This is a genomic window from Streptomyces sp. NPDC013157, from assembly GCF_042899865.1.
Lineage (GTDB): Bacteria > Actinomycetota > Actinomycetes > Streptomycetales > Streptomycetaceae > Streptomyces.
Genome location: NZ_JBIBAK010000009.1, coordinates 1 through 25414, shown reverse-complemented (window position 1 = coordinate 25414; position 25414 = coordinate 1). Strand labels below are relative to the sequence as shown.

20 protein-coding genes and 1 pseudogene are annotated in these 25414 nt (G+C 66.5%); 7 read left to right on the top strand and 14 right to left on the bottom strand.

Annotated elements, in window-relative coordinates:
• Positions 1–68: 68 nt before the first annotated feature.
• Positions 69–986, bottom strand: a complete 918-nt coding sequence (locus ACFY6U_RS25670) for an LAETG motif-containing sortase-dependent surface protein (RefSeq protein WP_390041828.1) — start codon at positions 984–986, stop codon at positions 69–71.
• Between the two features lie 871 nt (positions 987–1857).
• On the opposite strand from ACFY6U_RS25670, the gene ACFY6U_RS25665 reads away from it, so the two are divergent.
• Complete coding sequence (locus tag ACFY6U_RS25665; protein WP_390041826.1) at positions 1858–2241, top strand: peptidase inhibitor family I36 protein; 384 nt, start codon at positions 1858–1860, stop codon at positions 2239–2241.
• Between the two features lie 24 nt (positions 2242–2265).
• Here the strand turns inward: ACFY6U_RS25665 and ACFY6U_RS25660 are convergent, their stop codons facing one another.
• Positions 2266–3210 carry a helix-turn-helix domain-containing protein gene (locus ACFY6U_RS25660; RefSeq protein WP_390041824.1) on the bottom strand — a complete coding sequence of 315 codons (945 nt, stop codon included), beginning with the start codon at positions 3208–3210 and terminating at the stop codon, positions 2266–2268.
• A gap of 872 nt (positions 3211–4082) precedes the next feature.
• Positions 4083–4424: a hypothetical protein gene (locus tag ACFY6U_RS25655; RefSeq protein WP_390041822.1), complete on the bottom strand. Its 342-nt coding sequence runs from the start codon at positions 4422–4424 to the stop codon at positions 4083–4085.
• Between the two features lie 86 nt (positions 4425–4510).
• On the opposite strand from ACFY6U_RS25655, the gene ACFY6U_RS25650 reads away from it, so the two are divergent.
• Both ACFY6U_RS25650 and ACFY6U_RS25645 read left to right on the top strand, forming a co-directional pair.
• Entirely contained in the window at positions 4511–5263 is a 753-nt protein-coding gene (locus ACFY6U_RS25650; RefSeq protein ID WP_390041820.1) for a GltA, read from the top strand.
• On the top strand, positions 5260–5727 hold the full coding sequence (locus ACFY6U_RS25645) for a hypothetical protein (protein WP_390041818.1): 468 nt from the start codon (positions 5260–5262) through the stop codon (positions 5725–5727). The genes ACFY6U_RS25650 and ACFY6U_RS25645 overlap by 4 nt, the downstream gene beginning before the upstream one ends.
• On the opposite strand, the gene ACFY6U_RS25640 is transcribed toward ACFY6U_RS25645, so the two are convergent.
• Positions 5691–6713: a DUF4158 domain-containing protein gene (locus tag ACFY6U_RS25640; RefSeq protein WP_390041817.1), complete on the bottom strand. Its 1023-nt coding sequence runs from the start codon at positions 6711–6713 to the stop codon at positions 5691–5693. The genes ACFY6U_RS25645 and ACFY6U_RS25640 overlap by 37 nt on opposite strands.
• 548 nt (positions 6714–7261) lie before the next feature.
• Here ACFY6U_RS25640 and ACFY6U_RS25635 point away from each other — a divergent pair.
• Positions 7262–7837 (top strand): sigma-70 family RNA polymerase sigma factor, encoded by a 576-nt coding sequence (locus ACFY6U_RS25635; RefSeq protein WP_360248911.1) that lies wholly within the window; start codon positions 7262–7264, stop codon positions 7835–7837.
• Positions 7834–8553, top strand: a complete 720-nt coding sequence (locus ACFY6U_RS25630) for a zf-HC2 domain-containing protein (protein WP_360248908.1) — start codon at positions 7834–7836, stop codon at positions 8551–8553. The genes ACFY6U_RS25635 and ACFY6U_RS25630 overlap by 4 nt, the downstream gene beginning before the upstream one ends.
• A gap of 2457 nt (positions 8554–11010) precedes the next feature.
• Here the strand turns inward: ACFY6U_RS25630 and ACFY6U_RS25625 are convergent.
• The 6 genes from ACFY6U_RS25625 to ACFY6U_RS25600 all read right to left on the bottom strand — a co-directional run bounded on the left by ACFY6U_RS25625 (position 11011) and on the right by ACFY6U_RS25600 (position 18114).
• Positions 11011–11334 carry a sigma factor gene (locus tag ACFY6U_RS25625; protein WP_390041815.1) on the bottom strand — a complete coding sequence of 108 codons (324 nt, stop codon included), beginning with the start codon at positions 11332–11334 and terminating at the stop codon, positions 11011–11013.
• A gap of 822 nt (positions 11335–12156) precedes the next feature.
• A complete protein-coding gene (locus ACFY6U_RS25620) occupies positions 12157–12861 on the bottom strand; it encodes an alpha/beta hydrolase (protein ID WP_390041813.1) in 705 nt (234 codons plus the stop codon).
• Between the two features lie 249 nt (positions 12862–13110).
• Positions 13111–14541 (bottom strand): class II fumarate hydratase, encoded by a 1431-nt coding sequence (fumC, locus tag ACFY6U_RS25615; protein WP_390042423.1) that lies wholly within the window; start codon positions 14539–14541, stop codon positions 13111–13113.
• A 26-nt stretch (positions 14542–14567) separates the two neighbouring features.
• Positions 14568–16223: an NAD-dependent malic enzyme gene (locus ACFY6U_RS25610; protein ID WP_390041811.1), complete on the bottom strand. Its 1656-nt coding sequence runs from the start codon at positions 16221–16223 to the stop codon at positions 14568–14570.
• 163 nt (positions 16224–16386) lie between these two features.
• A complete protein-coding gene (locus ACFY6U_RS25605; protein WP_360248895.1) occupies positions 16387–17250 on the bottom strand; it encodes an SDR family oxidoreductase in 864 nt (287 codons plus the stop codon).
• Positions 17251–17289: 39 nt separating this feature from the next.
• Entirely contained in the window at positions 17290–18114 is an 825-nt protein-coding gene (locus ACFY6U_RS25600; protein WP_390041809.1) for an alpha/beta fold hydrolase, read from the bottom strand.
• A gap of 302 nt (positions 18115–18416) precedes the next feature.
• On the opposite strand from ACFY6U_RS25600, the gene ACFY6U_RS25595 reads away from it, so the two are divergent.
• Both ACFY6U_RS25595 and ACFY6U_RS25590 read left to right on the top strand, forming a co-directional pair.
• Complete coding sequence (locus ACFY6U_RS25595) at positions 18417–19664, top strand: MFS transporter (RefSeq protein WP_360248889.1); 1248 nt, start codon at positions 18417–18419, stop codon at positions 19662–19664.
• An 80-nt stretch (positions 19665–19744) separates the two neighbouring features.
• The gene (locus tag ACFY6U_RS25590) at positions 19745–20680 is read left to right on the top strand and encodes an SAM-dependent methyltransferase (RefSeq protein WP_390041806.1); all 936 of its coding nucleotides are present in this window, start codon (positions 19745–19747) and stop codon (positions 20678–20680) included.
• A 1660-nt stretch (positions 20681–22340) separates the two neighbouring features.
• Here the strand turns inward: ACFY6U_RS25590 and ACFY6U_RS25585 are convergent.
• From ACFY6U_RS25585 to ACFY6U_RS25570, 4 genes and pseudogenes are all read right to left on the bottom strand, one after another.
• A pseudogene (locus ACFY6U_RS25585) lies at positions 22341–22931 on the bottom strand (transposase family protein).
• Positions 22932–22960: 29 nt separating this feature from the next.
• The gene (locus ACFY6U_RS25580; RefSeq protein WP_390041804.1) at positions 22961–23116 is read right to left on the bottom strand and encodes a hypothetical protein; all 156 of its coding nucleotides are present in this window, start codon (positions 23114–23116) and stop codon (positions 22961–22963) included.
• Positions 23117–23343: 227 nt separating this feature from the next.
• The gene (locus ACFY6U_RS25575; RefSeq protein ID WP_390041802.1) at positions 23344–23775 is read right to left on the bottom strand and encodes a VOC family protein; all 432 of its coding nucleotides are present in this window, start codon (positions 23773–23775) and stop codon (positions 23344–23346) included.
• A gap of 46 nt (positions 23776–23821) precedes the next feature.
• Complete coding sequence (locus ACFY6U_RS25570; protein WP_385684949.1) at positions 23822–24517, bottom strand: type 1 glutamine amidotransferase domain-containing protein; 696 nt, start codon at positions 24515–24517, stop codon at positions 23822–23824.
• Positions 24518–25414: the final 897 nt, after the last annotated feature.

Genomic DNA, 25414 nt, shown 5'->3' with positions numbered 1-25414 from the left:
ACCGGAAAACGGCGCCGGCTCCGCCCTGGGGGCGGAGCCGGCGGATGGTCACGGCCTTACGGGGCGGCTCAGGACTTGCGGGCCCGGCGGGTGGCGAAGAGCGTGCCGGCGCCGAGCGCGATCACCAGGGCGGCGCCGCCGGCGATCAGAGGTGTCGAGGAACTGGCACCGGTCTCGGCCAGCGGCGGGGTACTGGTACTGGGCGAGGGTGCCGGGGTGGTGGGCGGCGGCGTCTTCATCGGGGGCACGTGGGACGTGGTGGGCGGGGTGGAGGAGGAGGCCGGCGGGGTGGAGGACGCGGGGGTGGAGGGCGTCGGGGTGGATGGCGCGGAGGTCTCCGGGGCGGGCGGCTGGCTGGCCGGTGTCGACGCGGAGGGCGTGGGGGATTCCGGCTGGTCGGGGGTGCACGCCTTGTCGCCGCCGTTCCAGGCGGCTATGAGGTGGTACGGGGTGACGACGTTGCCGGGTTCGTAGGGTGCGGGGCCGTGCCCGTCCCCCGACTTGCCGTCGTAGACGACGTCGTCGCCGTACAGGTCGATCTGTCCGTAGCAGTCGGGGCTCTTCACGGCCAGCTTCTGCCAGGTCTGCTTGGCGTCGTCGCCGCCCGCGACGTCGTCGGCGGTGAGGTACACGGTGGCGTGGTCGACGAGCGTCTGGTGGCCGGAGGTGTACCAGTTGGAGCCCTCGGTGGTGTACTCGGCCAGCGACACCGGGTACGTGCAGCCGGCGCCGACGTTCTGCCCGGGGGCCAGGCGCACCTCGACCGTGCCGGGGGCGGAGTCCCACTGGTGGAAGCCGCCCTGGGAGGTCCAGTCGGCGCCGACCGGGTTTCCGTCGGCGTCGACGATGCGGTACTGCACGGTGGCCGTCTGGCAGTCACTCGCGGTGGTGGCGCTCGCGGTCGTGGCCCCGGCGAGGGGCGCGGCGGCGAGGAAGGCCGTCGCGGCGAGGGTGGCCGACGTTCTGGAGCGTGAGAAGCGCGTCACGGTGTGCCCTTGCGGAAACTAGGTGTGGGAGGTGGACGTGCGTGAGGGGTGTGCGCAGGCCAACGGAAGACGGCGTGGCCCAACCCCGCGTCACTGCACTCGCTCTGGTCACAGCGAGGTGATCCGCATTCTCGCCAGCGCCGACAACGCCCGTCAATTTCACGCTAGTTAAACAATATCTTCACAACGTCGACCGGCCCGGCCGCCCTCTCGTAATCTGACGCCGAGTCAGCTAGACCGGAGTCATGACAGGCGACTCGACGCACACGGAGAACGACACGCGCAGTCAGGTGTACGCGGAACTCGCCGCCGTGGGGCCGTACGGCGTCCGGCCGGGCCACGCCCTCATCACCATGGTCGAACCGCACCCCGGGCACGAGTACGCGTACAACCGCTGGTACAACCCTTGGTTCCCTCGCATGGATATGTGCGCAGGTCAACGTGGAGTGCCGGTGGTGCTCAAGTCGGTGGGGTCGAATGCGGGTCGATTCGCGTGCGCAGCAAACGGGGCATCCTCAAAGGCCAAGGACGTCCGCTGCGCCACGTCCCGTACTGAACCCGGCGTGCGGCCCGAACTCGTCTGCAGCCCGGCCTGCTCTGGCTGAGCTCAGCGCAAGCGCCGCCGGGTTGGCGGGGAAATGGCACTTTTCCGACCCGGACCATTGTGTCGGTAATTCAACTGATCTGCGGAGTGGCGTCGGACGGCGCTGTGAGCAATACCGTAGAAGCTCGGTCAGAGGGTGTCGTGGAGAACTGAGGCACCTACGTTCCACGTTGCGGCGTCGGCATTCTATTCAAGCTGGCACTGCGCAACGAAGGATCAGTTCTACGATCCGGATGCGGCAACAGACCAAGTACCGAAGGAAGAAGAATGCAGATCAAGACGACATTGTCTGCCCTGGCTGGAATCGGAGTCATGGCTGCCGGTATCACCCTCGCTGTTCCGGGCTCCGCCGGTGCGGCCACTGCCATCACTGTCTGCAGGGACACGGGCTACGGGAATTGCGCGAATGTACCCACCACGATCTCCAATCTGAAGACGAGCGCCGTCGGCGTCGGCTCCTGGAACGACGCGATATCGTCGATCCAGTCCGTCCCCGTCAAGATGTGCTTCTACGAGGACACCAACTATGGGGGCTCCTACGTGGTGTTCCCCGCCGGGGATTCCGCGGGCGACCTCACGAAGGTGACCTTCATCAAGGGCGGCAGCGTCCTGAACTGGAACGACAGGATCTCCTCGTTCAGGCCCTGCTGAGGCTTCCCGCCTACCGCCCCATCGTCACTCCGCAAGGCTGCGACGATCTGAAACCGCACCGTTCGCCGCCGTACCGCCGCCGAGTCGGCCCCTCTCCTTGATGAACGCCGCTGGTGTGATGCCGTAGGCCGCCTTGAAATGCCGGATGAAATGACTCGTGTCCGAAAATCTCCAACGCGCGGCGACGTCAGCCACCCGTTCGCCGGGTGCCATCAGGTCAATGCGTGCCCGCCGTAGGCGTTGACGACGCACATACACCATGACGGAGTCATCGGCGTCTTCGAACGCCCGGTGCAGGCTCCGCACCGACAGATGCACCCCCTGAGCGATCACGGCCGGGGCGAGGTTCGGGTCGTCGAGATGCTCGGCGATAAACCGGCGGGCCGCAGCCAGTACCACGTTCGAGTGTTCGCCGGCATCGGCGGCCCGTGCGGCGCCCATCGCGCCGGCCAGCAACTGGATTCCAACGTCCTGGGTGATGCTGCGCCCGAGAGGGGAAAGGGCGTCGTCCCCGAAACCCCTTGCCAGATCCAGGAACCCGGTGAGCAGCCTGACCTCGGCGAGACGGGCGTCCGTCACGACGATCTCAGGCAGTTTCCCCGGCACCACCGCGTGGCGGACGAGTTGGTCCAGTGGCACGACCACGGTGCGTGACCTGGTCGCTGGACCGAACCAGAATCGCCAGGGCTTCGTAGTGTCCCTGAACACCACTTGCCCGGGCCGGAGGGTGACGGACGTCGTCTCGTTCTCGAATCGTGCCCAGCCCGAGCGGATGAAATGTGCGACCACGGAACCGTTGTCCGGGACGCCGCCCGAGACGCCGGAGAATTCGTCCGAGTAATGGGTGGCGTGGAGAAGGCTGCCCACATGCCCGCCGCGCGCATGGCAGCGGAAACCGTGATGGTCCGCTGCAGGCCCCAACCGCAGGCTGCGGATGTAGGAGAACGGCCCGAAATCCCACTCTCGCATCGAGTGCAGCTGATTCCCGCCATTCTGTGGGGGCAGGTACAGCCGGGCCAGGATCGGCCCGTGCTTGGGTCGAACGAGATATCGGGCATGTGCTCCGCGCGGAGAGGACCGGGGCATGGCGGCCCGCTCGGTATCAGCGGCAGGACGGGGGCGCTGCTCGGATTCGGGTCCCATGGGCTTCCGTTCTCGCGGTCTCAGAGGTGCGCTCGACACGTTCTGACCGAGACCGTAGCGGGAGCGACTTCCTGTCGAGTGGATGCTTCGTGGGGCCTTGTCTCTCTATCGGTGGTGACGGGAAGTCAGGGGCGCCGGCATTCGCGTGAAGTATGTGAACGAGCTTGGACAGACGGCGTTCTCGGCCCGGTCTTCGCTAGTTGTGCGGGCTGCCGACCGCCTACGACGTGTGTCCGCTCGGACTCTTTCTTCTGGCGCATCATGCCAGGTCAGAGGCGCACTTCTGGGACGGGGTGATCCGACGTGAACGGTTCGGCGCCTACACACGTGATGATGGGGTGAAGAGCCGTTTCGGGTGGTCCCTTCCATCCCCGTGTGAGCCCACCCGGAACGGAGCTTCGACTCAGCGACAGCCGGCTCTTCAGGAGTGTCGGTGCCTGCGGCGCGTGAACCGTGGTCCTGGACCGCTTTCGGTGCCGGAGCCACGGATGCGGGGCCCAGCCAAGGTGAGCCCAAAAGCCGCCACGGGATGATCTCGAGGTAGGTGGTTGGTCAGGATGCGGTAGGCATCGGCCTACTGGTGGGCTCGCCCGGGTCCTGGTCCTCACTGTCTTCGGGCCAACGGCCGAACGGTCCGCTGTGGCCGGGGCCTTCGGCTCCGAGCACGCCCGGCCCCTTCGTGCGGTGCAGTGTCCGGATCACGTGTCCTCCCCTTCGCGCCGGGCCTGCGCCAGCAGCGCCGCCACGACGTCGTCCGTCCCGTCCTCGGTCTGCTCAACGAGCGTGACCGTCACTTCGTCGGTGGCGCCGCCGAGGACCTGCCGCTGGAGGCGGTCCATCAGCTCGGGGTCGGTGCCGCTGCCGGGGCCGGTGAGGTCCACCCTCGTGGGCCGACGCGGGGCGACGCTCTCCGGCCCGGCCGGTGCGTCGGTCTCCTCCGCTTCGGCGAGCGCCCGGTAGACGGAGGCGACGGGGGGATGTTGGCCTGCGTTCTTGCCCGTCTTGATGGTCAGCTTCTTGGCGATCTCCGGGACGGGCACGCCCTTCGCATCCTGCTGTCCGCTGAACCAGTCACCCCTTGTCCGCGTTGTGCTTTCTGATGCCTACGATCACTGTTCTGACGCCCGTGCACGAGAGCGGGTGCGCCTATATATGCGAACTATACGAGTGCCTGCGCGCGCAGAAGCTGCCTGCCGGCTGGCGGCTTGAGTGGGTGGTGCAGGAGGACGGGCGGACGGGTAGGCCGCTGGAAACCGTTCCGGACGCACCGTGGATCTCCAAGGGTGCCGGCCGCTGGGGTGGCGCCGCACAGGCCCGCACGCTGGGGTTGGCGCGTGCCACCGGAATGCTGCTGCGCTGCGTCGACTGTGACGATCTGCTGCCCGATCAGATGACCCTCTCCCGCGACATCGAGATTCTGGAGGCCAATCCGGCTTATGGCTGGACGGTTGCTCCGTGCCTGGATCTCCACGCTGACGGTCATCTGGAACGAGGTCCGTACGACCCGGGCCCGGGGCTGTTGCCGGAGCGGGCGCTCCTGGACGGTGCCAGGCGCGGTGAACTGCCGGTGATGGGTACCACGTTGACCGCCCGTACGGACCTTGTGCGTCTAGTGGGCGGCTGGCCCGCGATCCCGGCCTTCGAGGATGCCGCCCTCCTCCTGTTCTGCGAGGCGGTTAGCCGGGGATGGATGCAGCCCGAGCCGGGCGAGCTCTACCGCAAGCACCCCGGGCAGCACACCGTCACCGCGGCCTACCACGACGAGGAGGAGAAGAGACTGCGCCAGGAGATCGTCATCGATCGTGCGGAGACGCTGCATGTCGCTGGCTGGCGATGGCAGCCGACGGCCTCGCCCGACACTTCCAGGAGCGGCAGGTGACGAACAGTCTGGAATCCGTGATGTGGCTGGGCGGGCCGCCTGGCGTGGGCAAGACCAAGGTCGCCCGGTTGCTCGCCCGGCGCCACGGACTGCGCTGGTACAACGCCGACACTCACACCTGGGAACACCGCGACCGGGCGATTGCCGCGGGTCATCCAGCCGCGATCCGGTACGAGGAGATGCCGGTCTCGGACCGCTGGTCAGCGCCCGTGGAGGACCGGCTCGCGATGTCCTTGCACCACGTGCGCGGCCCCATGGTCCAAGACGACCTCCGGGCATTGCCTGCTGCGCCGTTGACGATTGCCGAGGGCACACCCATCACGCCAGAGGTGGTTGGCAGCGGCCCGGCCCTATGGCTCGTGCCGACGCCAGAGCTGCAGCGTGACCGGCTCGACGAGCGTGACCTGTACCCCGGCGTGCGGGAGTTCTACCAGCACCTGGGCCAAGTGATCGTGGCGGAGTGAGGCAATTCGGGGGGCGGGTCGTGGTGGTCGACGGTTCGTGCGGTCTGGAGCACGTCGTCACGGAGGTCGAAGGACACTTCGCCGACGTGCTCGCTCACGGGCCGGTGGCGACAAGCCAGTCGGACCGGCGGCAGCTTCTCCGCTACGCCAACCGTGCCTTCGTCGTTCAGTACCAGACCTTTTTCACCCGCTCGTGGGCGCGGGCGTTCGGGGACACGTCGGATGTCGTGCTGCCCTTCTCCTGCGAGTGCGCGCGGAGAGGCTGCGAAGAGCAGGTCGACCTTGCCGTGGCCGACTTCCCCGCGCCCCCGGACGACACCTCGCCTCTGCTTCTGGCCTTGGGCCACGACATCTACGAGAGGCAGGCGCCCTGACCGTGGGCCCTGGAACGGGCGACCCAGCCGACCCGGCATGCTCGTTAGGGTCACTCGCAGCCGACACCGGGGGTGAAGGCCAAGAAATCCGGCCAGGCCGCTCACCGGGGGCGCAAGCGGGCACGTGCGCGGCCACTGTACGGATCCCGGTACCCGCGGTATCTCCAAGTTGGCCTCGACCAGCTTCTCCAGCGCGACGTTGATCAGATCAGCCGGATTGTTCTTCGACGCCGCAGCCACCCGCATCGTCTCCTCCGCGAGCCTGCGGGCGGCCTGGCCGTCGTAGCGCACCCCGCACCGCTCACGCACCCACGACCGGTACCGCTCCGCCGTGCGGCCAGAGGCATACACCGACAGCGTGCTCTCCGGCAGCTCCACCGCCCGGCGCACGAACTCCACCACCTGGTCCGGCACGTCGTGCGCCTTGGGGAAGCAGCCCATCCGTTGATACGACTTCAGAGCCACCAGCAGCGCGAGCTGATGCTCGTCGGAGTCCGTGACCTCCTCAATCCAGGCCCGCTCCTCCTCGCTGGGCGTGAAGAACACATGCAGCTCACCCGCGGTGATCAGCCGTTTGAACCGCGGATACGCTGTCCGCTCGATCGAGGTCATCCCCACCCCACTCGACAAGCCCAGCCCATACAGAGGCGCCACACGCGCCCGCGTGATCACGTCCAGTGCGACAAGGCCGAGAAGATCAAGATCATCCCGTGGCGGCTTTTGAGCTCACCTTGGCTGGACCCCATGCGTGCCCAGTGCCCGGCAGCGCAGTCGACGGCCCGCCGATCGTGATCCAGCTGTGGGTTCGGCGTTGCGCTGTCCCGGCCACTTCACACGGAACGGCTGCGACCGGCGAGGGGCACAACGCCGACCGGCCGCTCGCGCCGGGCAGCGCCAGAAGTGGCTACGGCCCGTCTCCCCCGTCCCCCCGCTGCAACTTCCGCTGCTCGCTGCCGGTCGGCTCATCGCGCTCGCTCGTCTCGGCCTCGGGCCCAGCTGCATCGCCGAGGCGGCCCTCACCCGGAAGCGACCCACCCTCGACCTTCCGGGGAGCCCAATCGACGGCTCAATTTATGTGATCTACATCACTGACCGCCATTAGACCTGACCTCATCCGGTGCCGCGTATGACGTGTGAACCCCCGGGGATGGAGTGACTAGATGGCGATCCTCAGGTCTCATGGCCCACAGGCCACGACCCATGAAGCCCTGATTCGCACGCTGTATGCGGAACACGGCAACGCCTTGTTGGCATACGCGACACGACTGACCGGCGACCGCGCAGCCGCGGAGGACATTGTGCAAGAGACGCTGATCCGGGCGTGGAAACATCCGGAGGTCATCAGCAACCCGCAGGGCTCCCTGCGCGGTTGGCTGCTCACGGTGGCCCGGAACATCGCCACCGACCGCTACCGGGCGAAGGCGGCGAGACCCAGTGAGGTGGCCGAGTCCGCCTCGCCGGCCCCCTTGCTTGAGGACCACGCTGAGAAAGTCGTCAACTCGGTAGTCGTGCTGGAAGCACTGCAGCAGCTCAAGGCCGAGCACCGCGAGGTCCTGGTCGAGATCTACTATCGGGGCCGGACAGCAGCGGAAGCGGCCGGACGCCTGGGCATACCGGAGGGTACCGTCAAGTCGCGGGCCCACCACGCGCTGAAGGCGTTGCGCAAGCTCTACGGCGGCAACGCCAACACGGGCGCGGACAACGGCCTGACCTCTCGAAAGGTGGGGGCGGCATGAGCACACGACAGCATCCGAGCGGCGAGAAAATCGGCGCGTACGTGCTGGGCATCGTCGGCATCGACGAGCGCCTGGCACTGGACGAACACCTTGTTGACTGCGAGGAATGCCGGATGGAACTCACGGCATTGCAGGAGATGGAAGCGGCCCTCGGAGAAGTGCCGCCCGAGGCGTTCCTGGAAGGTCCCCCCGAAGACGGCGAACTACTTCTCCAGCGCACCCTTCGGCAGGTCCGCGCCGAGCAGGCCAGCGCTTGGCGTCACAGATTCGTTGCCGTGGGTGTGGGGGTCGCCGCGTCCGCGGCCGCGCTTTTCTTCGGCGGTTTCATGGTGGGGAGCAGCGGTTCGACGGCAAGTGCGGCGGCCCCGCCGCCGACTTCGAACACGGCCGGTGTGCGGGTTGCGTCCGCCAGGGACTCCACCACGAAGGCGTCCATGCGGATACAGCTCACTCCGTCCCAGGACTACGTCAAGGTCAACGCCGCTGTACTCGGGGTGCCCGCAGGCGAACGGTGCCGGATCGTCGTGGTCTCAACAGACGGGCACCGGGAGACGGCCCTGAGCTGGGTGGTCCCCGAAAAGGACGGGGCTTCGACACTTCCGCCGGCCGGTAAGGGAGGACTGGACGGCGCGGCCGCGATCGATCCGCAACAGGTCAAGGAAGTCGTGGTCGAGAACGACCAGGGTAAGAAGTTCGTATCGGTCACCCCTTCCTGACCTCCCGAACTCCGCCTCGCGACGCAGATGATGTTCCTCCGGCGTCACGCTGGGGAACCACGCGGTGATCACGGAGCGGATGAGCAGCAGGGCGAGCCGACAAGGACGACGCAGGTTCGGCGGGCTCCGGGAAGTCCCGAACCCACCGTGGCCGGCCGTGCTCCAGGACGTGTTCCGCACGGATCGAAAAACATCCCGTGGCAGAGAACTTCTCGCGCATCTGCCCCGTAGTACGAGGTAGACGCCGGATTGCTTGTCTGCAGCGTTTCCCCCGACGTGAAGACAGCGTCCCCCGGCGTCCGGGGTCTTCGGCGTTCGTGGCGCGGAAGAACACCGCCGTGGCCCGGTGCCGCCAGGCCCGGGCCACGGAAGCATCAAGTCTTCCGCCGCACCTGACGGCGGAAGACCGGACGCGGAGCGTTCAAGGTGTGCTCCGGCCGGTTGCACCTGTTCGCCGCCGCTTACTCCCTGTGGACAGACGACTGTCCAGCGGCGCTGCGAACAGTGAACGGGGGATTGGCTCGTTCCTAACCGAGCCAGCCCCCCATGCTTCGATGTTCGGCATCCGGCACGAAGACGATGTGCCACCAGCCGGGTTGAGCGCAGTGGCCATGGTGTTCGGCCGCGCCGTCCTGACTTCACAAACGCGCTCGTTCATCCAGTGATCTTCAGCTCTGATTCGGTCCGGCCACCGCGGCCTGGACGCAGTCGGATATGTGGCCCACCGAGCGGACGTCGGCGGCAGGCAAGGTCCTCGACTTGACGGCGGCCTTGCACGAGTCCGTGGACAAGGCGGGGTACGGCATCTCCCCTGGGTACCGCTCACGCCCACATGGCAGCCGTCATCGGCATCGAATCCGTCACCCGTTCAGGGCCCTCTGAAAGACCTCGCTCACCCGCGAGTCATATTCTGTCAGTCCCCTGCGCGAGTGAACTCCTCGCGGATGGACTTCGTAGTGTAGGTGAGGGTGTCTCACATGCGAAGGAGAAGGAAATGCCGATGCCGGTCGACGGAACATTATGCCTGTCGGAGACAGATCATTTCCTGTGGTGCAAGTATCAGGGAGTGGAATATCCGCACGGATTCAAGAGGGGTGAATTGGTCCAGATGAAGGACCCCCGGTCAGGCGAGTGGAGAAAAGCAGTTCTACTCATGCGATATCTGGATTCGAACGACATGCGTCCATTGGTCGAGTGGACTGACAATGAGAATGACGCTGTGATATCGCGCGAGATTATTGCGCAGCCCTGGACTTCAGAGTGGAGCTGAAAATACGCTACGGTTTTCGACAGAGTTCTGGCCGCGCGAACGCTTGGCTGATGCAGAAAGCAAAAGGACCGCCTTGAGTAACGTCTTTTCTGCGCCGGCGCGGCTACGCCCGGCTCCTGCGCCCATGGCGGCTCACACCGCGGCGGCCCATATGAATCCTGTACATCCTGGTAGCGCTGCTAGGTGGCACCCAAGAAATGCCATCTCGATATCTGCCGCGTCGGCGTATCGGCCAGTACCGAACAGCGCGCCCAGGTCCGACTACCGAACCGGTTATTGGCAAGCCGGTTATCCGCGGGCTGGCTATCAGCAAGTTGGTTCTCCGCAAGCCGCTAATCGGCAGACTGGTTATCATCAGTCGCGGCTGGCGTAGGCCTTGCAGCGGCTAATTGAGCCTTTTTCAACCTGGATCTCTTTTCAACCTCGGCAGGGCTGCTCAGTGCCTGACGCTGTCGGGGATCTTGGAATCCGGAGCCGCTGATCACGACAATCGCGTCGGATAGACGCTTCGTTTTCCCTGCTCAGGCGGGCGGCGTGCAGGTTGGTCGCCCGGCGGGCGCGACCACCTCAACGGTCTGTCGCGAAGCCCTTGCCATCGACTGGAATGCCAAGCAGGTCACCTGCCCGCAGGGCAAGGTGAACCGCCGCTGGTAGGCACCGCTGTCCCTTGCGCCCTACGTCAATGTCGAGTTTGCCCCGGACGACTGCCGGCAGTCCCCGGTGAAGGCTGCCTGTACCCGCACCGACGCCCGCAAGGTCTCCTTATTACCGCGCGATCTCTACGACGTCCAGTCCGCGTCGCGGACCGAACGGCAGACCCAGGAATCGCTCTCCCATCAACGGCCACGGCATGCGCCAGTACCGCTACCGCCGCGAAAACAAGGCTCACGTCCAACACGTCGTGACCGCGGTCGCGGTCAACCTCAGCCGGTGACGGTACTTCAGACTCGGAGATCGGCTGATCGGGCCCATACCCTTCGCCGGCCGTCCAGCAGATTGTCTCGTGAGCTGAGCATTCCAGGTGTCGAGGCGGATACTCCCGTCGGATCCCGGCAGCCGGTCCAGGGCGGAGACCTGGCCGCCCTGCGCACCTTCGTGACCGGTCTCGGCAGATGCCGAAGGGCGGACAACCGTCACTCACTCCCCGCATGCGCATATCCGGCTGTCGGCCGAGCCTGCCTGAAGTGTCATCGGGAGACAGACGGCACCGCCCGCCGTGACGCATGAGGGGTCTGGAGTGGACTCGTGTCCTCCGCTGAGTGGCGTTCCGCGATGATATTCCGTGCCATGGTGAGGAGACGACCGCGCAGGGATCGGCTGTGGAGGGCCGCGAGCTCGGTTTGCCGCCAGGCACGGACCAGCGTCTCCTGGGTGATCTGCTCGGCAGTCAACTGGTCGTTTGTCAGCCGCTTGGCGTAGGCGAGTAAGGCCTTGCCGTGCGCATCGTAAAGGGCGCGGACGAGCACTTCGTGGTGTGCGGCATACGAGGCCTTCGCCTTCCGAAACATCATTCGCCTGACTCCATCCCGGCCGAGTTCGCTGAAAATGGCACCATGTTCTATGAGTCTCTGATGCATTCTTCGGGGACAAAGTTCGGAACCCACAAGTGAGGCCTGTCACTGGCTTCTTCAAGTGATGCCGTTTCTGGCCTGTCCAGATCCAGTTGCGGCGGGCACCGCGGGCTCGATGTGATTCGGTGGCCTGCAGGGCGTTTCTCCGGACGCTGGTGCCGTCAGGGGCAGAGGGGTGCGTATTGGACGGCGGCCGTCTGTTTCGGCGCGAGAATCTGCGGCTTGGCGAGCGGGAGGTCTTGTCGGGAGCTCGGTCAGACCGGTGACCCGCAGGAAGTCAGCGTCGTCCGGTGCGCGTCGGTGTTCACGGCGACGCGGATCGGAGGGGGGGAGAGCAGGGCGGCCGACCTCGTCGAACACCTGCTTCTCCAGGCCGTCGGACCGGGCGCATCGGCCGATCTGCGCGCGTCGTCGGTGCGCATCGTTCGTGATCTGCTCGACGACGGTGCGCCTGGAAGACGGTGCCAGTGCCCGGTCGGCGACCAGGGTGGACAAACGCCCGCTCGGTGGCGGTCACGTCCCGTCGGCGGCCACGCTTGGGCTGCCCGACCCGCCTCCCACGATCTGGTCGCCGCCCGGGACTGCTGTGCTGGTCATTTCCCGAGCGGCCGCAGGTGCGCACCCGCCCACAGTGCTCCGGTCCGCCGCATCACTATGCGCAGTCAGTGGTAAGGGGATTGTGGTCCCTACCTGCTCATCCGAGTGAAGGGGCGGACCGGACACTGCCATGAGCTGCCTCTGCGCGCTACCGCGGGAGAGCTGTCAGCGGCCAGCGGCGAGCAATGTCGACAGCGCCTTGCCGACTACTGCCGTCACTGCCTTGGGATGCGAGACGAGGGTGAGGTGGGAGCCGCCGTGGAAGACGGTCACGTGCGAGTGTGCGCGACGTGCCATGGCGAGTTCGGACTCCGCAGTGATGATCTGGTCTCCGGTGGAGATGAAGTACCAGGACGGCAGGGTCTGCCATGCGGCGTAGCGTGAAGGCGTGTCGATGGCCGGGGTCGCGGCCATGGTCTGGGAGGCCCACAGCCGGCGTGCCTGCGCCTTCGGCAGGTCGTTGCCGAAGTAGTTCACGAAAGCGTCCTGTGTGAGAAGCAGGTTCGTGTTCCCGTCCGGTGTCCCGGGAACCTGCTCGAAGAGCTCGGAGGCGGGCTTCGTGGCGATCACCGAGGTGCTCCCGTCCAGCGCGCTCAGCGGCTCCCCGACGGCCGGCGCGGCGGCGTCGACGTAGACGAGCCCCACGACGTTGTCGACCTCTGCCGCGACGTTGCTGATCACCGCCCCGCCGTAGGAGTGGCCGACCAGCAGCACCGGGCCGGGGATGGTGCGCACGAAGGCGGCGACCTTCTCGGAGTCGGTGGTGAGGTTCTCGACCGGGTTGTCCGCCGCGCGTACCGCGCATCCCGCGCGCTGCAGTTCCGCGAGTTCGCCGTTCCAGCTGGAGGAGTCCGCCCACGCTCCGTGCACGAACACCACGGTGATCGGCTGGTGTCCCGGAGCCGTGCATCGAATCGGTCCGGCTCCGTGAGCAGGCCCTGCGGCAACCGCCCCCGCATGGGTGGAACCGACGAACGTCAGCGATGCCGCGACAGCCGCAGCGGCCATGAACATACGCGGTCTACGAAAACGAGACAGTGCAGACATCGGTTTGCTCTCTTTCTAGTTCGTTCATTTCGGGTGGTTCTGCAGGGCAGAGGTCAGGCCGGCAGCCGCGGATCAGGCGCCGGCAACTCCGCGGCCGACCATGGAGAGAGGGTCGACGAAAGAGTCGAACGTTTTCTCGTCGACGTGGCCGCTGGCCAGGGCCGCCTCCTTCAGTGTCTGGCCGTTGGCGAGTGCTGTTTCGGCGATGTGCGCGGCGTTCTGGTAGCCGATGACCGGGCTCAGTGCCGTGACCAGCATCAGGCTCTCGCTCACGTATTGCGCGATCTTGCTCCGGTTGAGCCGTGTGCCGCTGACGGAATAGACCCGGAACTTCTCCATGCCGTCGGCGAGAATCCGCGCTGAGTGCAGGAAGTTGCTGATGATGACCGGACGCATCGCGTTGAGTTCGAAGTTTCCCTGACTGCCGGCGAAGGACACCGCGGAGTCGTTGCCGAGAACCTGGATCGCGATCATGACGATCGCCTCGCACTGGGTCGGGTTGACCTTGCCCGGCATGATCGAGGAGCCGGGCTCGTTCTGCGGCAGCAGCAGTTCGGCGAATCCGGTACGCGGGCCTGAGGCCAGCCACCGCATGTCGTTGGCGATCTTCATCAGGGCGACGGCCAGCCCGCGCAGTGCCGCGTGCGCCCGCACCATCTCGTCGAGCGACCCGAGAGCCATGAACTTGTTCTCGGCTGTGACGAACGGCTTGCCGGTCAACGTGGCGATCTGGGCGGCGACATCACGGCTGAAGCCCTCTGGGGCGTTCAGCCCCGTACCGACGGCGGTGCCGCCCAGGGCCAGGGCGAGCAGCTCCTCCCGGCTGTGCTCGATGTCCACGACGCAGGCACGCAGTTGTGCGGCGTAACCGGACCACTCCTGGCCCACCGTCAGAGGTACCGCGTCCTCAAGGTGGGTACGGCCGATCTTGACGACCTCCGCCCACGCGCCGGCCTTGGCCTCGATGGCGGCGATGAGTTCACGGACCTGGGGCAGGAGATGGTCGTCGATCTCCTGCACCGAGGCGATGTGCATCGCCGTCGGAAAGCTGTCGTTACTCGACTGCCCCATGTTGACGTCGTCGTTGGGGGCGACCGGCCTCTGGGTCCCGGGTGTGCCGCCGAGCAACTGCGAGGCACGGTTGGCGAGGACCTCGTTGACGTTCATGTTGCTCTGGGTGCCCGACCCCGTCTGCCAGACGAAGAGGGGGAAGTGCTCGTCGAGCGCACCTGAGATGGCTTCCTCCGCGGCCCGCACGATGGCCTGCTGCTTCCACGTCGGCAGCCGGCCCGCGGCGGCGTTCACGAGCGCCGCCGCCTTCTTCACGTATCCGTAGGCGTGGTACACCTCCTTGGGCATACGGTCGCCGCCGATGGAGAAGTGCGTGAGCGATCGTTGCGTCTGCGCCCCCCAGTAGCGGTCTCCCGGCACCTCGACGGTGCCCATGCTGTCGAATTCCCTCCGCCCTCCGCTCGCCCGGATCCCGATGGGGATGTCCCTCATCGCCGGTACCGGCTGAGCTTCGTCGCTCATGGCTGTCCCGCCACGACGTCGGTGGGATAGACCGGTTCCCACATGGCGTCCTGGACGGCCCGGACCAGATCGGCGTGGGACTTCGTCGCGACGCCGTCGAGCGCCGCGGCACGGGCGACGGCGACCGCGACCGTCGCGGAGGATGCCCGCAGATCGGCGACCGGAGGCAGGAGCGACGCCCCCGGACGCGACATGTCGACCTGGCCGGCGACCGCCTCGGCGGCGGCCAGCAGCATGTTGTCGGTCACGTGACGGGCACCGGCGACGATGGTGCCGAGTCCGAGCCCGGGATAGAGGAGCGCGTTGTTGGCCTGACCGATCGTGTAGGTGGTGCCGTTGTACTCCACCGGCGGTACAGGGATGCCGACGGCGATCAGGGCCCTTCCCTCGGACCACCGCAGCGCGTCGGACGGCATGACCTCGATGCGGCTCGTCGGGTTCGACAGCGGCAGCAGGATCGGACGCTCGACGCCCGCGGCCAAGGCGCGCACGACGTCCTCGGTGAACGCGTTGTGGGCGGTCGAGGTGCCGATGAGGATGGTCGGCCTGACACGTTCGACGGTGGTGAGAAGGTCGATCTCACCGTCGGACCACGTGGTGACGTCCGACTTGGATCGTGCGTACACCTGCTGGTAGTCCGGCAGGTCGGGCATGTCGTCGGTCACCAGGCCGTGGACGTCGACCAGCCAGATGTTCTTGGTTGCCTGCTCGGGTGTCGCGCCGTCGCGCACCATCGCCGCGTGGATCTGGTCGGCCATGCCGGTTCCCGCGGTACCGGCACCGAAGACCACGAGCCGCTGCTGCGACCATCGTTCCTTCGTCACCTGCAGGGCCGAGAACACCGAGGCCATGACGATGGCCCCCGTGCCCTGCATGTCGTCGTTGAAGATCCGGTAGTTCTCGGCGTTCTCGACCAGGATCCGCCGTGCGTTCGACGGCCCGAAGTCCTCGAAGTGCAGCAGAGCGTCCGGAAAGAGCTCCGAGACCGTCCGGAGGTACAGGTCGATGAACTCGTCGTACCGCTTGCCGGTCACTCGCGCGTGCCGGTTCCCGAGGTATCGCGGGCTGTTGAGCAGCTGCTCGTTGTCCGTGCCGACGTCCAGGTTGACGGCGATGACCCGGTCGGGGTCGATGCCGGCCGCGGCCGTGTAGACGGCGAGTTTCCCGATAGAGATCTCGGTGCCGTTCACGCCCCAGTCGCCGATGCCCAGAATCGCCTGCGCGTCGGACACCACGATCAGGTCGACCTCGTCCGCGCCGAGCCCGAGCGACTCGAAGGAGGCCCGCACGTCCTCCGGTCGGTCGACCGACAGATAAACCGCCCGTGAGTCGCGGAAGGCCGTCGACCACTGCTGGACGGCATCGCCCACCGTAGGGTCGTAGACCACCGGCAGCAACTCGGCGATGCGGTCGCTCAGCAGCTTGTAATACAGCACCTGGTTCTCGTTGTGAACCCGGTTGAGGTAGATGTACTTGTGCAGGTCCGAGGGCTGGTCCAGCAGTTGTGCGTAAGCGCGCGCGGCCTGCTGGTCCAGGTTCTCCACAGCGGCCGGCAGCCGACCGGTGATCCCGAGCTGCGCACGCTCAGCCAGTGAGAACGCTGTGCCGCGGTTGCGGTAACGATCCTGCAGGATGCCCGGTTTGATGGGCACGGGGTGTCCCTTCCGCACGTTGTGAGGTCTCGTTCATGTGCGCCGGCCGTCCCGGGCCACGGCTCCGCACGCTCTCGCGTTCACTGCGGAACTCCTCAGGCACGGGACGGCACTGCGTCTTGAAGCCGCTCAGACGGACTCTTCGCAAGTGTCCGGAGAGCGATCAGTCCGAGACCGGGGTCTCGGGCTGCATCTCATAGGAATGCTGGATGGCCGGGTGCCGGGTGCCGAGGCCATCGGTGACCGTGCGCTCCCAGGGAACCTGCTGGAGGTGCTTGGTCTCGTCCAGCATCGAGGCCGGTTCCAGATTGCGGAAACGGTTGACCTCTCCGGCGGCCACGGCCGTCAGGGTCCGGTAGACAGCCTCGGGATCGAACTGTGCCCGCGGGAACGCGAGCTCGGAGTAATCGAAGAGCCGCTGCGAGGGATCGTCCTGCCAGCTTTCCCACGTCTGGAACATCCGGTCGTTGAAGCCGGTCAGAAAGGGTCCCGGATTGACCGTCGCGACCTCGACGTTGTACTCCTGCAGCTCATAGGCCATGGTTTCGGCGATGGCCTCGACCGCGTGTTTGGAAGCGGCGTAGACACCGGTGAAGGGGTTGACGTTCAGGCCCTCCCGGGACGACACCCATACGATTCGCCCGGTGCCGCGCTTGACCATCTGCTTGGCGATGCCCTGAGTGAGGAGCAGCGGCCCGGTGACGTTGACCTCGAACTGGTGCCGGATGTTCGACGCGGGAATGTCGACCGTCGAGCCGCCTTCGCCGACTCCGGCGTTGTTCACCAGGATTTCCACGCCCCAGCCGAGAGCCTTGCGGCGATCACCGTCATCGGTCACGTCGAGCTTCTCCACCCGCAGCTTGACCCCCCGCTCGGCGGCATGCCATTTCAGGGTCTGCACCTGGGCCCAGATCTCGACGGCGGCGATGACGTCGAAGCCCTTCTCGGCCAAGCGCATCGCGGCCTCGTAACCGAAGCCGGTACCGGCTCCCGTGACGAGGACCTTCCGCAGGTCCTGATTCCCCATGTCCTTACGACTCCTTCCTTGTGCATGGCCCGGGCACGATCAGGACTGGATGAACGCCAGGAGGTCCTTGTTGACGGTGTCCGCATGGGTTGTCGGCATACCGTGCGGCAGGCCCGCATAGGTCTTCAGTTCGCCGTGCTGAACAAGACCGACGGCACGGGGGCCCGACGTGGCGTACGGGACGATCTGATCGGCGTCACCGTTCATGATCAGGACCGGGACGCTGATCTTCTTCAGGTCCTCGGTGTAGTCCTCGTGGATGAACGCGTCGACGCACTCGTACTGACCCTTGGCACCGCCCATCATGCCCTGCCGCCACCAGTTGGCGATGACCGCTTCGGACGGTTCGACGCCCGGCTGGTCGAAGTTGTAGAACGGTCCGGACGGGACGGCCCGGAAGAACTCGGAGCGGTTTCCCGCCAGTTGGGCCTGCAGGCCTTCGAAGGCGGCCTTGGGTACGCCGGCCGGGTTGTCGGCCGTCTGGATCACCGACGGGGTCACGGCCGCGATCAGCGCGACCTTGGCAACGCGGCTCTCACCGTGACGACCGATGTAGCGTGCGACTTCGCCGCCGCCGGCCGAGTGCCCGACGTGCACGGCGTCGTGGAGGTCCAGATGCTCGGTGAGGGTTGCCAGGTCGTCGGCGTAGTGGTTCATGTCGTTGCCACCGTCGACCTGGGTGGAACGCCCGTGGCCACGCCGGTCATGGGCGATCACGCGGAACCCGTGGTGAAGGAAGAAGAGCATCTGGGCGTCCCAGTCGTCGGACGACAGAGGCCAGCCGTGACTGAAGACGATCGGCTGTCCGGAGCCCCAGTCCTTGTAGAAGATTCTCGCGCCGTCCGGTGTCGTGAACTCGGTCATTCTCGTGCCTCGTCTTTCGTGGGTTGGGGAGTCAAAGGTGCCTGCGGCAGCTCGGCCGTATCCCACTCGCCCACCGTGCCCAGGTGCGGCCAGTCGCGTAAGCGCCTACGCACCGCCCGCACGCACCGACAGGCACACTAGAGAGGCCGTCTTCCTGCCGAGTGGATGCTTTCTAGACGTCGGCACGACATGACCGTCCCAGGTGTTGCGCGGGCCTGGTCCGCTCTGGCGGACATCCTCCCGGGGAACGGGGAGAGCCGCTCGTCAACTGTTCGTCCACTCGCCGCGACTACGGTGCGCTCATGCAACAGACAGCCTATGACCAGCAATGCAAGGCCGAGGAGCACCGTCACACCACAGCCACTACAGCGATCCGGCATCGGGGACACACCCTCTTCGCCCTGGCGCTGGGCACCTTCGCGATCGGCACCGGTGAGTTCGGCAGCAACGGCATCATCCAGCTCTTCTCATCCAGCCTTGGTGTGTCCCTGCCCGTCGCCACATATGCGATCACCGCCTATGCGTTCGGTGTCGTGATCGGTTCACCGGCGATCACCCTGCTCGCGGCACGGGTCAACCGGCGTTCCCTCCTGCTCGGGCTGATGGCACTGTTCCTGGCCGGCAACCTGCTTTCCGCTCTGGCGCCGAACATCGTGCTGCTCGTCGTGTTCCGCTTCATCACCGGAAGCGTGCAGGGCGCGTACTTCGGCGCAGGTGCGGTGGTCGCCGGCTACGTGTACGGACCGGGCAAGGGCGGGAAGGCCTTCGCGACGGTCATGGGCGGCCTGACCATCGCGACGATCGCCGGGGCACCGCTGGGCACCTACATCGGGCAGACGGCCGGCTGGCGGGCCACCTACTGGACGGTGGTCGCGCTGGGTGTGCTGGCGGCCCTGGCGCTGTTCGCCTGGGTTCCCCGCACCGACGACCTGCGAGGCGGCTCGGTCGCCCGCGAGCTCGGCGCCCTCCGCCGGCCCGCGGTGTGGCTGATGGTCGGCGTCGCGGCTCTCGGCATCTCCAGCATCTTCGCCGTCTACACCTTCATCGGCCCGTTCGTCACGGACGCGGCCGGTCAGGACGCCTCACTCATCCCGATCGCGCTCACCGTCTTCGGCGTCGGCATGACCGTCGGCAATTACCTCGGCGGCCGAGTCGCCGACCGGTTCGAGAGCCGCGGCATCGTGTGCGGCTACGCCGGCGTGCTCGTGCTCCTGGTGCTGATCGGCCTTTTCGGCAGCAACGTGGCCCTGTTGCTGCCGGCCCTGTTCGGCGTCGGTGCGACCATGATGTTCGCCATTCCCACCGTCCAGGTCCGTCTGACCGGGTTCGCGCCCGACGCGCCGACTCTGATGGGTGCGCTCAATCTGGCGGCCCTGAACCTGGCCAACTCGCTGGGGGCGATCGGCGGCGCGTTCACGCTCGACGCCGGGTGGGGCACGCTCTCCACGGTGTGGGCCGGCTTCGTGCTCACCTCAGCCGGTCTGATCCTGTACACCGTGGCAATTTCCCAGGTGAGTCGGGCCGCCGCATCGATTCCGGTGACCGAGTGACCGGTCGCCACAGCCGGCGCCGGTCCGGCGGAGCGCAAGCTCACGACCCTGTCGAAACACGCGTACGAATGGAACGAAACATGCAGCAACATGAGGTGTCGCGACAGTCCGGAGACCTCGATGAGGACCGGGGACAGACGCTGCCGCCGGACATCGGATGGACGGCCCTGCTGACGGCGCACATGCGAGCCGTCGAGAGCCTCCGGGAGGACCGCCTCTTCGACGACCCGCTCGCCACCGCGGTGGTCGACCTGGTGCGCCGCACCGCCCGCACGGACCCCGACGCGTTGCCCACGGGCCCCGAGGACGACACCGGTGACCTCACCGAGGCCTGGTACATGCTGGCGACCTACCTGGCGGTCCGCACACGCTACTACGACGAGCGCACGCTCGCCGCCGTCGCGGCCGGCATACGCCAGGTCGTGATCCTCGCCGCCGGACTGGACTCACGGGCCGTCCGCCTGGGCCTGCCGGCCGACACAGTGGTGTATGAGGTCGACACGGAGCCCGTGCTGCGGTTCAAGGAGTCAGTGCTGGAGAGTGCCCGGCTCAAGCCCGGCAGTCAGCGCCGTCCGGTCGACGCCGACCTGCGCGGTCACTGGGGCGAGAAGCTGGGCGAGGCCGGTTTCGTCCCCGAGCGGCCGACCATGTGGATTGTCGAGGGCCTGTTCATGTACCTCGCGCCGGAGGACTGCGCCCGCCTGCTCGACAGCGTGACGAGCCTCAGCGCGCCGGGCAGTCGTATCGCACTTGAGTACTTCGAGAGCAATCCGGGCCCGGAGGACGTGACCACGGTCGATGACGTGGAGGCTGCCGTCATCGGCCGTATCGTGAGCTTCTTCCAGGGCGGCCCGCATGTGTCGCCGGGCGAGTGGCTGCGAGGCCACGGCTGGGAGCCGGACGTGACCACGCTGGCCAGAGAGACAATCGCACGCGGCAGGGACATTCCCGAGATGTTCCGAGAAGGACGCCCGCACGAGGTCAGTCTCTGGTTGGCGCACGGGCTCCTGCACTGACTTGTGCGGTGCGTCGGCGCGGGTGATCTTCTTGCGGCAACAGAGACCGTTCCACGGACCCTGCGATGCCGGCTTGCGGTTTTGTGCGCGACTCATCAGAACCGTCCGCCGTCCGAAGCCGTAGTCATAACGACACGTCAACTCAATTGGCACAGCCGCCAGAGCGGCAAGGACTGTTCGGAGAGACAGCATGACAACGCCAGGTGAGACGTCGCTTCAACCTCGGGGTTCGTCGCCGCCTCCGCCTCCGCTTCCTCCGAAGCCGGAGGAGCTGAAGGCCGAGATGCGGGGTTGGTCGCCGCCTCCGCCTCCGCTTCCTCCGAAGCCGAAGGAGCTGAAGGCCGAGATGCGGGGTTCGACGCCGCCTCCGCCTCCTCCGAAGCCGAACGAGCTGAAGGCCGAGATGCGGGGTTCGGCACCGCTTGAGTCTGGCAATTGGGACACGCCGAGCGTGCCAACAGATGCAAATAGTTCTGAAATAAAGAGCCCTCGGCCGATTCGCCTCACGGCGGTCGATCAGTCCACGGAATCTTCCATGCCTTCCGCCTCCGAGTCACATGGTCCAGCACCTTTGACATCTCCGCTGGTCTCTTCCGGGTTGTCAGGTCAGCGACCCGTCCCGCCGGGTCCGGCCTCGAAGACACGTGTTGTGCCCGCCGATTCTGGGCGGCTTGCAGGGCAGGGATCACGATTTGTCGAAGACATCGGGCGGGGAAGTCATCGAGAAGGGGGAAGAAGGACGTCAGACGAAAGAATTAAGGATGACATAATCAGGTATGCATACGGTCCCTCCCCTGAGGGAAGCGTCAGGCGAGATCCGCCGATATTTGACATTCCTCCCTCCCGTGAAGATCGTATTGTCGACATGGTGCGTGCCCACATATCTGCGAAGGAATCCTGGTTCCGTAAACGTTTCCTTAAGTCAAGGAGTACCGAGAAGGCGCGGGCCGTTGTCGCTCTCTATAAATGGGAGAGGGAAGTCCGCCGTGGGGAAAGAACGGCGGTAAACGCGAACGCAGTTGCAACTTACCCCACGACGCCTGCCAGAGGATCGGATCCACGAGATCGGAGGGCGGCAGCTCAGCAGGTCGGCATCAGAACGCCGCGGGACGGAGTCCCCGCTTACCCCCGCAACCTGAGCGGAGCTGCCTGGAATTCGATGGCGGCGGTGGCCCGTGCGCCGATCCCGGGCGCTTCGAATCGGCCGAACGGACAGCAAAGCCCAGTCAGGAGCAGTAATCACGTCGGTGCAGCGTCCGAGCGGCACCGGCGCCGATGACCAAGAAAGATCTTGTTGGCTCGCGTCAAGCCGCCAGTGTGACTGGTGGGGCGGGTCACAGGGCCCTTTGCCACGCGGCATCGCCCAGAGCGCGTCGAGCGCCGGGCGAGCGCGAGCAGTGCCTGGAGGCGGATCAGGCCCTCGCGCCGCCATCCAGGGCAAGCGGCTCCGGGACGGCTCAGGGCGCTTCGTCACCGACCGCGCGGAGCGGGAGAACAGGGGGCGCAAGCAGCGGCGGTTGGCCGCGTTCGGACCAGTGACCGTTGCCGGTGCGGCCCGGCGTCGCGGCAGCCGGACGGGGCGCCGACGACGGCGACGGATCCCGCTTCTGGGATCGGGCCCATTCCTGACAGGGACTCGATGGTTTCGGCTCATTGAGCTTCAGGTTTGCCGCTCCAGGGTGAGGGCGGCTTTGGCGATTGACGTCATGCGGTTGGGGCTGCAGCGGGATCTACGGAAGATCTGCCAGGACTTCAGGTGTGCGACGCCGCGTTCGACCGGTGCACGTGCCGCGGCCAGGGCCCGGTTGACGGACTTCTCGGTGAGGGGGAGTTCCTGAGCAGCTGGCCGTCCGGGTCGCTGACTGCCTGCACATTCACCCGGTGCCGGCGGAGCTTGTGGGAGTAGTCGGATCGTCCGTCGCCGACCCGGTCGCACTCGGCGACCGTGCCGTCCGGCAGGACGAAGTCCGCATCGGTCTCGCGCAAGACCTTCAACAGACCCGGCACACGCTCGGCGACCAGGTGGATGACCGCGCTGGTGTAAGTAGGCATGGGCGGTGGACTCACTGATCCCGAACCCGGCAGCGGTCTTCGCAAGGGTGGTGTGTTCGCGCAGGCACACCCGTGCCACCATCGCACGCTGGGACGGGCGCAACGTGCAGCGACGGTCGCCCTCACGACTGACGACGGGCATCGTCACCCACTCCACGAGCGCATGTGGCAGGTCGAGTGCGGCAGGATGGATGACCAACGAGGCCCCCGAGCAGCGTTGTTGAGACGTCAGGCATCTCGATCAACAGCCCAGGGGCCTCGCTCGTTGCGCTCCGGAACCGTCACCTGATCGGTGGCCAGCTCGAAGAAGCTCAGTGATTCCACGACCAACCGCAGCCGCGGTACGACGACGAGCGGTGGCTCGTCTTCCTCCCCCATCTGCATCCAAGAGCCTTGCCGCTCGGCGACAAGTACTCGATCACATCCGGCTTGGGCGCCCCTCGGTCGTGAGCGCTCGTGAGCGGTGCTGAAGCCAAGCCGGCATCCAGCACCGCTTCGAGCGGCCGCCCGATCAGCGGCCGTCCGATCGACGATGGGTCTTACCCGGAGCAGCTTCACAGATCGTTGGCCACGCCGCTGCTCTCCGCGAAGGTCGGCTCTTGCTGTGGTTCTCAGCCGACAGCCACGAACTCAAGCTGGATATCGTCCGGGTCACGGAAGACGACCGTCGAATAGACGAACGGCTCGGTCTGGTCCCTGATGGGCGTGTGCTCGATGCCCAGTTCGTCCAGCCAGGTCGACCACGCCTCCAGGTCGGCGCGCGAACCGACTTGGAGGGAGATGTGATCCAACCCGGTGCGAGCCTCGTCGAAGCCCTCGTGCCGATTGCCCGTGTTCGTATGGAGCCCGATCACGACTCCGGACACCGGCGTCACAAGAAGGATCCCGTAACCGGTGCTCTCACGGTGGAGATGGACGAACTTGTAGTCCACCCGCTCGGCCCCGAACAGGCGCTGGTACCAGTCCAGACTGCGTTCCAGATCGGTGACGGTGAAGGAGAGGTGATGGACCCCGGTGATCGTGGGGCCAGAGGTTTCGCTCACGATGTGCCTCCGGTGGGCGACAGTCGCGCCCTGTTGTTGAGGTATGTCACGACAGGGCCTTCACGACTTCTTGCGCGAGGGGACCCGACGACGCGGGGTTCTGCCCCGTGTAGAGGTTGCGGTCCACGACGATGTACGGCTCCCAGGCAGGTCCACGCGAGTAGTCCATGGGCAGCTTCTTCAGCTCGTCCTCAAGGAGCCACTTCGCCTCGTCGGCGAACCCGACTCCGGCCTCCTCCTCGTTGCTGAAGCCGGCCACCCGGTACCCCGCGAACGGCGTGTCACCGTGCTCGTCGCGCGTCGCGAGGATCGCGGCGGGAGCATGGCACACGATGGCCAACGGCTTGCCTGAAGCGAGTGCCCTGCGCAGGAGGAGCCCGGAGTCCGCATCGGCCGAGAGATCCTCCATCGGACCATGCCCGCCTGGGTAGTAGACGGTGTCGAAGTCTTCGAGGTTTACGTCCTTCAGGGCCACCGGATGACGCAGCTGCTCCGCCTCCTCAAGGACGGCCGTCAGCGCGTACATGTTCTCCTCGCCGCCGGTCATGCGAGGCTGCAGGCTCATGGTGTCCACCGTGGGAATGACACCGCCCGGTGTCGCCACAGTGACCTGATGGCCGGCCTCGGTGAACACGGTGTAGGGGGCCGCGAACTCCTCAGCCCAATACCCTGTCGGATGTCGATGGCCGTCTCGCAGGGTCCAGTAGCTTGCGCCGGTGACCACAAAAAGAACGTTGCCCATGGCCCACTTCCTGGTGCTGTCATACGCGACACATTGCATTCATCGGAATCGCGAAGAATTCCTCATGCGCTATCGCCGGACACGCTACTCGGACGCCGGGCCGGCGGCAATATTCTCCCTGCCGTCCTGCCGTAAATACGGCAGGAAATGACGCTGAGATTCAACATCTGGCACGCATATTCAAATTGCATCGATCGAATGCCGCATGTGACGTGAAGTGGCTGCGGCCGGCGAGCCTCGGCAAACCGCCCCGGGTCTGCGGACGCCTCTCGCTCAGCCGCTCAGGAACGGATGTCTGACACTGCGGTGACGGCGAGGTGCGACGCGTTGTCGATGGCGCTCCCGGACGCTCGGCGGAGCGGACCAGCGACGATCAACGAGGAGTCGGCGGGGATGCCTCGTGCCGGCCGGTCCGGTCGAACGGGGTCGGCAAGTCGGTGAGGCAGGACGTCATTCGTCCTGTCTGGGGCTCGCAGCTGCCTGACGGCCTGCCCGGCGCCGGTCACGGCGGTGAGCGGGTGCGCGGCCGGAGTGTCACTGTGACGCGAGCCATGGGCGTTCCTCACGTCCACGGTCAGGGTGTCGGCACCGGCCGGGCCGCGTTCCGGTGGGTCGGTGAGGTCACCTGGGCCGAGTCGGTTGCTCATCCGACGGATCGTCACGCGCTCGGCGCGAGGGGCCCCGCGCTGCCGAGGGCCACCGACCCGACCGCCGGTGTTCGACAGCACCATGAGAAGGCCACGAGAAGGGGCACGACCGCGCACGGCTCGCGGATCGGGCGACCGTTCGGCGTGCCGCGGCCGGTCACGTCCGCTGGAGTGGTGTATCGACGGCCACTCGGTGATCTCTTGTTTGAGGCTATGCGGTGAGTTCGGTGGGCATGACGGCGTCGTCGGT

Excerpts from the sequence above, each read along its gene's own strand:
- ACFY6U_RS25630 (WP_360248908.1), top strand. The coding sequence starts at position 7,834 with ATGAGCACACGACAGCATCCGAGCGGCGAGAAAATCGGCGCGTACGTG.
- ACFY6U_RS25580 (WP_390041804.1), bottom strand. The coding sequence starts at position 23,116 with ATGCAGATGGGGGAGGAAGACGAGCCACCGCTCGTCGTCGTACCGCGG.
- fumC (WP_390042423.1), bottom strand. The coding sequence starts at position 14,541 with ATGAGGGACATCCCCATCGGGATCCGGGCGAGCGGAGGGCGGAGGGAA.
- ACFY6U_RS25600 (WP_390041809.1), bottom strand. The coding sequence starts at position 18,114 with ATGACCGAGTTCACGACACCGGACGGCGCGAGAATCTTCTACAAGGAC.
- ACFY6U_RS25665 (WP_390041826.1), top strand. The coding sequence starts at position 1,858 with ATGCAGATCAAGACGACATTGTCTGCCCTGGCTGGAATCGGAGTCATG.
- ACFY6U_RS25570 (WP_385684949.1), bottom strand. The coding sequence starts at position 24,517 with ATGGGCAACGTTCTTTTTGTGGTCACCGGCGCAAGCTACTGGACCCTG.
- ACFY6U_RS25635 (WP_360248911.1), top strand. The coding sequence starts at position 7,262 with ATGGCGATCCTCAGGTCTCATGGCCCACAGGCCACGACCCATGAAGCC.
- ACFY6U_RS25660 (WP_390041824.1), bottom strand. The coding sequence starts at position 3,210 with ATGCGAGAGTGGGATTTCGGGCCGTTCTCCTACATCCGCAGCCTGCGG.
- ACFY6U_RS25590 (WP_390041806.1), top strand. The coding sequence starts at position 19,745 with ATGCAGCAACATGAGGTGTCGCGACAGTCCGGAGACCTCGATGAGGAC.
- ACFY6U_RS25640 (WP_390041817.1), bottom strand. The coding sequence starts at position 6,713 with ATGACCTCGATCGAGCGGACAGCGTATCCGCGGTTCAAACGGCTGATC.
- ACFY6U_RS25625 (WP_390041815.1), bottom strand. The coding sequence starts at position 11,334 with ATGATGTTTCGGAAGGCGAAGGCCTCGTATGCCGCACACCACGAAGTG.
- ACFY6U_RS25605 (WP_360248895.1), bottom strand. The coding sequence starts at position 17,250 with ATGGGGAATCAGGACCTGCGGAAGGTCCTCGTCACGGGAGCCGGTACC.
- ACFY6U_RS25595 (WP_360248889.1), top strand. The coding sequence starts at position 18,417 with ATGCAACAGACAGCCTATGACCAGCAATGCAAGGCCGAGGAGCACCGT.